Raw genomic sequence first — 2,405 nt, forward strand, 5'->3', positions numbered from 1 at the left:
GGCGGGGCGGGGCGAGGTGCTCGGTGACGGCGGCGATGGCCTCGGCGGAGCGCCTGGCTCAGGCGGTCTCCTCGCCTGCCTCTTCGTTGGCTTCGCGAAGGTCGGCGAGCGAGACGATCTCTTGGAGCTCGTGGAGCTGGTAGTAGCCGGGGATGCCGATGGCGCTCCCGTTCTTGGTGACCCGGTACCAGACTTCGCCGGGCATCGCGTTCGGCTCCCGCATGCGGGCGAACAGCCAGTGCTCGCTGGTGGGGGAGAGTTCGACGGGTGTCACGCGCAGCCCGTCCGGCCCGACGAGATACCGGTGGCCCATCAGGCTGCCCGTCCAGTCACGCGCGCCATGGCACCGACGATACGCCCGATCCTCGGATCAGCCGTAGGGGTTGGGTCGGCGAGGTTCCAATCGTCGCCAACCCTCCCCGGGAGACGACCTGGCACGTTACGTTCGCAGAGTGGCGCGAGACATGACGCATGGCGGCCGCCGATCGGGGCGTCCGCCTGGCAAACGCAAGAAGTATGCCCGTGAGCGTGGGCAGGTGCCATCGAGCGTGCCACCCGAACAGCGAGCGAAGCGGTGCAAGACATGCCGCTCCGAGCATCTGGCGAAGGACTTGCGGTTCGGCTACTGCTCGAACTGCTGGGCTCCGGAGTAACGCACGCTGGCCAAACCTCCCGGGCCCCGTCCGGCCGCCCGGCGCATGGTCGCGCCTTCCGAGTTGTCGGCGCGCTGTTGTACCCTCCCGGTACGGCTGCTACGCGAGCCATCCCCTTGGAGCCGGGGCTCTCTCCCACGCAGAGAGGCCGGCGTAGATCAGGGGAGAAGGTCCTGCGGATCGACGTTCCTCACCAGCTTCTGACGCGCGCTATCGTGCGGCTTCTCCTAGGTGAGGCGCGTGGGGCCTCGCCGAAGGGGACAACTGTGGTCGAGTACCAGAGCCGTAAGCAGCAGGTCCGCGCGTACGCGGCTGAGCACAGGCTCACCTACCAACAGGCGCTTCGGAAGCTCCAGGAGGCGGACCCCGCGATCGCGCCCAAGCAGCCCGTCAAGGCGCGGCTCGTCGAGGCGGGCTGCTCCTGGTGGGTGGAGATCACTGACGCCCGCTACTGGCAGAAGGACAACGCTGGCGCCTGGGGATATCGGCCGTTCCCTCTGTGGCCCGACACTGTGGCGCTGGAAGCCGGGCGGCTGGACCGGGCGCTCGCCGGGCACGGTTGGGAGCGGCACGTCGAGGAGTGGCCGGCCGAACTGGTCGCCGGCGTCGAGGTGTTTCTGCGCCGCACTAGGGACGGCCACGACGAGGACCGGCATCGCCGGGCGGCGATGGAGAAGTCGGGCAAGTGGGAGTGCCCGGCCGGGCTGTGCGGCGAGTACGAGGACGAAACGAGTGCAGCAGTTGCTGGGGGACTCGGACTGCTGGGACTGTGGCGGGACGGGCATGGTGGCCCGGGAGGTGGAGCACTGCTGCGACTGCGGCGGCAGCCCGTACTGCCAGTGCTGCCGCACCTGCGGCGCCGACTGCCTGGGGGATTGCCGGTGCCCGGTCGGCGTGTACCTGGAAGACGGCCGTCTCGTCACCTTCTGACCCCCGATTCGGAAAGCAGGATTTCCCGTGGTTCAGTTCCGTGCGATGGACGACAACGCCGACGACGTGGCCCAGGTGCTCGCGGTGGTGCTGCCGCTGCTGGGCGACTGTCCCAACCTGGTGGTCAGTGGTCCGCGCAGGCTTGGCCACCGTGGCGGCGGCGGGCGGGTGGTGTTCGAGGTGATGCTCGCCCCAGAACGCGACGGCCGGCAGTGGGCGAACGCGGACCGGGTGGACGACCAGCCGCCGGCTCTGCCGCGCGAGCGGGCGCCGCGGCGGGCTCTGCCGCGTGCGCCTCGGTAGCTGTCGGCCTTCGTCGCCGAAGCTGCGGGGGCGGACTGGCCCTGGGGGCACCGTCACGCTTCCAATTCACGAGCGCGCCGCAACCGCTCGACGATGGCCAACCATCCGGGGTCATGAGCGGTTGAGATGGCCTCGGCGAGTTCCTCGGCCGGCAGGCCCTCGTCGTCCAGCTCGGCGAGCAGCTCCTCATCGAGCCCGCACACCGGGCAGCCGCGGAGGTGCCTGACCATGTCCCCGACCTGCGCGGCGGTGAACCGGCTGGCCATGCCCCCAGCGCACCCCGTTGGTCGCACGGCTGTCAACCGGGGCGCGCAGCGCCAGGCTGACTATTCGGGCCGGTGGCCGAGGTGATCAGCTCGGAGATAGCCAACGTCGTCGTCAAGGCACCGATCTACAACCGGCCAGATCAGGACGGCAATGGCGGCGCGGCCTTGCGGAACAGGGCGGCGCACGCTGGGCGGCGGCATCTCCCTTCGGCCTGGGTCTCGTGGGCGGGCTTCTCGACCAGGCCGCCGAGCA

At 70.1% G+C, this 2,405-nt stretch carries 5 protein-coding genes; 3 read left to right on the forward strand and 2 right to left on the reverse strand.

Features of this window, described 5'->3' with window-relative positions; translation table 11 throughout:
• Positions 1–58: 58 nt before the first annotated feature.
• The gene (locus AB0J09_RS62440; RefSeq protein ID WP_360713648.1) at positions 59–313 is read right to left on the reverse strand and encodes a hypothetical protein; all 255 of its coding nucleotides are present in this window, start codon (positions 311–313) and stop codon (positions 59–61) included.
• A 1,072-nt stretch (positions 314–1,385) separates the two neighbouring features.
• On the opposite strand from AB0J09_RS62440, the gene AB0J09_RS62445 reads away from it, so the two are divergent.
• Both AB0J09_RS62445 and AB0J09_RS62450 read left to right on the forward strand, forming a co-directional pair.
• The gene (locus AB0J09_RS62445; RefSeq protein ID WP_360713650.1) at positions 1,386–1,583 is read left to right on the forward strand and encodes a hypothetical protein; all 198 of its coding nucleotides are present in this window, start codon (positions 1,386–1,388) and stop codon (positions 1,581–1,583) included.
• Between the two features lie 27 nt (positions 1,584–1,610).
• Positions 1,611–1,886: a hypothetical protein gene (locus AB0J09_RS62450; protein ID WP_360713651.1), complete on the forward strand. Its 276-nt coding sequence runs from the start codon at positions 1,611–1,613 to the stop codon at positions 1,884–1,886.
• Positions 1,887–1,939: 53 nt separating this feature from the next.
• Here AB0J09_RS62450 and AB0J09_RS62455 read toward each other — a convergent pair whose 3' ends face one another.
• Positions 1,940–2,152 carry a hypothetical protein gene (locus AB0J09_RS62455; protein ID WP_360713653.1) on the reverse strand — a complete coding sequence of 71 codons (213 nt, stop codon included), beginning with the start codon at positions 2,150–2,152 and terminating at the stop codon, positions 1,940–1,942.
• Between the two features lie 72 nt (positions 2,153–2,224).
• Here AB0J09_RS62455 and AB0J09_RS62460 point away from each other — a divergent pair.
• A partial coding sequence (locus tag AB0J09_RS62460) for a hypothetical protein (protein WP_360713655.1) occupies positions 2,225–2,405 on the forward strand: 181 nt, incomplete at its 3' end.

The sequence above is a fragment of the Nonomuraea sp. NPDC049784 genome (assembly GCF_040659615.1).
Lineage (GTDB): Bacteria > Actinomycetota > Actinomycetes > Streptosporangiales > Streptosporangiaceae > Nonomuraea.